The sequence below is a fragment of the Bradyrhizobium sp. P2_E8 genome, from assembly GCF_056403875.1.
Genome location: NZ_JBFUES010000720.1, coordinates 1 through 4,061, shown reverse-complemented (window position 1 = coordinate 4,061; position 4,061 = coordinate 1). Strand labels below are relative to the sequence as shown.

At 65.6% G+C, this 4,061-nt stretch carries 4 protein-coding genes; 3 read left to right on the top strand and 1 reads right to left on the bottom strand.

The window, feature by feature from the left end; genetic code table 11:
• From AC1D00_RS30325 to AC1D00_RS30315, 3 genes are all read left to right on the top strand, one after another.
• Nucleotides 1-945, top strand: a 945-nt coding sequence (locus tag AC1D00_RS30325; protein WP_477013196.1) for a NirA family protein, incomplete at its 5' end; no start/stop codon positions are given.
• Nucleotides 942-2,561 (top strand): sulfite reductase subunit alpha, encoded by a 1,620-nt coding sequence (locus AC1D00_RS30320; protein WP_404556445.1) that lies wholly within the window; start codon nt 942-944, stop codon nt 2,559-2,561. The genes AC1D00_RS30325 and AC1D00_RS30320, both read left to right, overlap by 4 nt.
• A gap of 331 nt (nt 2,562-2,892) precedes the next feature.
• On the top strand, nt 2,893-3,045 hold the full coding sequence (locus AC1D00_RS30315) for a hypothetical protein (RefSeq protein WP_014495196.1): 153 nt from the start codon (nt 2,893-2,895) through the stop codon (nt 3,043-3,045).
• 119 nt (nt 3,046-3,164) lie between these two features.
• Here the strand turns inward: AC1D00_RS30315 and AC1D00_RS30310 are convergent, their stop codons facing one another.
• A complete protein-coding gene (locus AC1D00_RS30310; RefSeq protein ID WP_472276061.1) occupies nt 3,165-3,935 on the bottom strand; it encodes a LamB/YcsF family protein in 771 nt (256 codons plus the stop codon).
• Nucleotides 3,936-4,061: the final 126 nt, after the last annotated feature.

Below are 4,061 nucleotides of genomic sequence, written 5' to 3'. Positions count from 1 at the left end.
CACAAGGATTTCGCAAAGTACTCCGGCATCATCGTCAAGCCGGAGCAGGCGACGGCTGTCGCCGACGCCATCGTGCGCGTGTTCATCGACCATGGCGACCGCACCAACCGCAACAAGGCGCGGCTGAAATACGTGCTCGACGCCATCGGCCATGACGGCTTTCTGAAGCTCGTCGAGGAGCGGCTCAAGACGCCGTTCACGCGCGTGCCGGAAGAGGCGTTCCAGCCGCGGCCTGCGTCGGACCGCATGGCGCATATCGGCGTGCACAAGCAGAAGCAGGACGGCCTCAACTGGATCGGCGTGTCGCTGACGCTCGGCAAGCTCACCTGCGACCAGATGCGGGGCCTCGCCAAGGTCGCGCGCGACCTCGGCGACGGCGAGATTCGCCTGACGGTCTGGCAGAACCTCTTGATCCCGGGCGTGCGCGACGAGAACGTCGAGCTTGCGATTGCGGCGATCAAGCAGATCGGGCTCGCGGTCGAGGCCTCGCATATCCGCGCCGGCCTGATCGCCTGCACCGGCAATGCCGGCTGCCGCTTCGCGGCCTCCAATACCAAGCGCCACGCCGCCGAGATCGGCGACTGGTGCGAGCCGCGCGTCGACATGGACAAGCCCGTCAACATCCACGTCACCGGCTGCCACCATTCCTGCGCGCAGCACTATATCAGCGATATCGGCCTGATCGGGGCGCGGGTGCCGGTCAACGAGGAGGACACGGTCGAGGGCTATCACCTCTTCACCGGCGGCGGGTTCGGCCCCGATGCCGACGTCGGGCAGGAGGTCTATCACGACCTCAAGGCCGAGGACGCGCCGAAGACGGTCGAAGCGCTGCTCAAGGCCTATATCGCCCATCGCGCCTCACCCGACGAAACCTTCCTCTCCTTTGCGCGCCGCCATGACGGCGAGACGCTGCGCAAGCTTGCCGATGCACAGGTGTCCGCATGAACCAGATCACCCCTCCGCCGAAACTCGATATCATTCCCGCCAGCGCGCCGTTCTCGGACGCGCAGCGCTCCTGGCTGAACGGCTTCTTTGCCGGGCTGCTGTCGCCTGATGTGGCCACACCGCTATCGGCGGAGCAGGGCGCCGCCGTGATGCAAGCCGGCGACGGCGACGATGGCGAGGCGCCCTGGCACGACCAGACCATGCCGATCGCCGATCGGATGAAGCTTGCGGAAGGGCGTCCCGTCCGCCGCAAGATGATGGCGGCGATGGCGCAGCAGGATTGCGGCCAGTGCGGCTACAATTGCCACGACTATTCGGAGGCGATCGCCACCCGCAGCGAAGCGCGGCTCAACCTTTGCGTTCCCGGCGGCAAGGAAACCGCGCGGATGCTGAAATCGCTCTACGAGGAGCTGGACAAGGCGCCGGCGGCCAAGGCGGGTGACAAGGGGTCTGACAAGGCGGATGCGGTGGCAGCGCCGGCCGTGACCGTGACGATCGCGGAGCCGGGCCGCTCGCGTGACAATCCGGCCCAAGCGACCTTCCTGTCGCGGCGCCTTCTCAACAAGGGGAAGTCGGAGAAGGAGACCTATCACATCGAGTTCGATCTCTCGGCGAGCAAACTCGACTACGTCGTCGGCGACAGCTTTGGCGTGTTCGCACGCAACGACGTCGGCCTCGTCGACCAGGTCATCGCGCTGCTCGGCGCCTCCCACACCACCAAGGTGAACGGCAAGACGCTACGCGAGGTGCTGATCGACGACGTCTCGCTGTCGCCGGCGCCGGACTCGCTGTTCGAGCTGATCTCCTTCATCACCGGCGGCGCGCAGCGCGAGAAGGCGCGGGCGCTGGCGCAGGGCGAGGATCCCGATGGCGATGCCGCCACGCTGGACGTGATGGCGGCGCTCCAGAAATTCTCCGGCATACGGCCGCATCCCGAAGCCTTCGTCGAGGCGCTGGAGCCCCTCCAGCCGCGGCTCTACTCGATCTCGTCCTCGCACAATGCGACGCCGGGAAAACTGTCGCTGACGGTCGATTCCGTGCGCTACGTCATTGGCAAGCGCAAGCGTATCGGCGTTGCCTCGACCTTCCTCGGCGAGCGCATCGCTGAGGGCGAGAAGCTCAAGGTCTACGTGCAGAAGGCGCACGGTTTCGGTCTGCCGCAGGATCCGAAGACGCCGGTCATCATGATCGGCCCCGGCACCGGCATCGCGCCGTTCCGTGCCTTCCTGCTCGACCGCAAGGCGACCGGCGCGCCCGGCAAGAACTGGCTGTTCTTCGGCCACCAGCGCAGCGATTGCGACTTCTTCTACCAGGAAGAGCTCAACGCGATGAAGACCTCGGGTCAACTGACGCGTTTGTCGCTGGCCTGGTCGCGCGACGGCGACAAGAAGTTTTACGTGCAGGATCGCATGCGCGAGGTCGGTCGCGAATTGTGGACCTGGCTCGCCGAGGGCGCGCATCTCTACATCTGCGGCGATGCCAAGCGCATGGCCAAGGACGTCGAGCGTGCGCTGGTCGACATCGTCGCCCAGTTCGGGGCACGGTCGACCGACGAAGCCGTCAGTTTTGTCGCCGAGCTCAAGAAGACCGGCCGCTTCCAGGCTGACGTTTACTAAGCCGCGACAAGATCGGCGTGAATCGTCCCGGCGGCGCAAGCGCCGGGCGTTCCACCGAAAGCGCGGCTCTACTGTGCATGGGGTTGTTTTCGACGTTTTTGTTTGGACCGGGTCCAGGGCCTTGAGTCCGGCTGTCATCCCACCGTCATCCGGGCCGGTTCCAACTGGCTCGGATCTTAACGAATAAGATTCTCGGAACCCCCGGGTGAGGAGAATTTGCGCCTGCGGCGGGGCGCCTTCAGAGAACCGCCATCGCTATTTCCGCCGCCATCTTGCCTCCCGCCAGGGTTGATCCTTCATACTCCCACAAATGGGGCGTTGGAGATCCACCATGCGCGAACTATCTGCGGAAGCCAGGCTGCACTTCTACGCGCGCTCGCTCTCGCGTCGGACCGGGGCGAGCATGCACCATGTCGGGCTCTACAGCGCCTTCGCGGTCATCGCCGCGATCGTTTTCGGCACGCTCTCGGTGCACCCGTTCTGACGGCTTCGTAGGGTGGGTTAGCCGAAGGCGTAACCCACCAACTTCGTCCCGCATTYGMKGARGCATGGYGGGTTACGCTTCGCTAACCCACCCTACGGCACTACGGTGCTGAGCCTGCCTCACGCCCCGCGCTTGAACGGCGCGACTTCGATCCCCGCATCCTTCAAGGCCTGACGCAAGGTCCGCGCGATCTCGACCGCGCCGTGCGTGTCGCCGTGGATGCACACCGTGTCCGTGCGCATCTTGATGACCTTGCCGGTGACCGAGACCACCGCGCCGTCCTGCACCATGCGCACGACGCGCTCGGCAATCGCCTTGGCATCGTGCAGCACCGCGCCGGGCTTCTTGCGCGAGACGAGGTTGCCGTCGTCCTCATAGGCGCGATCGGCGAACACCTCGTGCACCATCGGCAGATTGGCTTCTTCGCCGGCCTTCACCAGCTTCGAATTGGCGAGCACGACGAAGATCAGGCTGGGATCGACCGCCTTGATCCCGGCGGCGATCGCCTTGGCCGTCATGTCGTCCTCGCAGGCGACGTTGGACAGCGCGCCATGCGCCTTCACATGCGTGACCTTGTGGCCGGCCGCGGTCGCGATCGCCTGCAACGCGCCGATCTGGTAGGCGACGAGGTTCTCGATCTCGGAGGCTTTCAGGCCCGCGATCGGATGCCGGCCGAAGCCGTGCAGGTCGCGATATCCAGGGTGCGCACCGACCGAGACGCCGCGCGCTTTCGCCAGCTCGACCGTCCGGCGCATGATGTCGGGATCGCCGGCATGGAAGCCGCAGGCGACGTTGACCGAGCTTGCCAGCTCGATCATCGCGGCGTCGTTGCCCATCTCCCACGCGCCAAAACCTTCGCCGAGGTCGCAATTGAGATCGATCGTCTTCATGGTTGCTCTCCGCCTCTGGTCGTCTTGTCGTTACGGCTCCGCCGTGACCTGCCACGTTCCGGCGTCCATGGCGCTGACCGCATAGCCCGCGACGTTGGCGTCGCTGAGCGCCTCGATGTTGAGCGC

Excerpts from the sequence above, each read along its gene's own strand:
- AC1D00_RS30320 (WP_404556445.1), top strand. The coding sequence starts at position 942 with ATGAACCAGATCACCCCTCCGCCGAAACTCGATATCATTCCCGCCAGC.
- AC1D00_RS30310 (WP_472276061.1), bottom strand. The coding sequence starts at position 3,935 with ATGAAGACGATCGATCTCAATTGCGACCTCGGCGAAGGTTTTGGCGCG.
- AC1D00_RS30315 (WP_014495196.1), top strand. The coding sequence starts at position 2,893 with ATGCGCGAACTATCTGCGGAAGCCAGGCTGCACTTCTACGCGCGCTCG.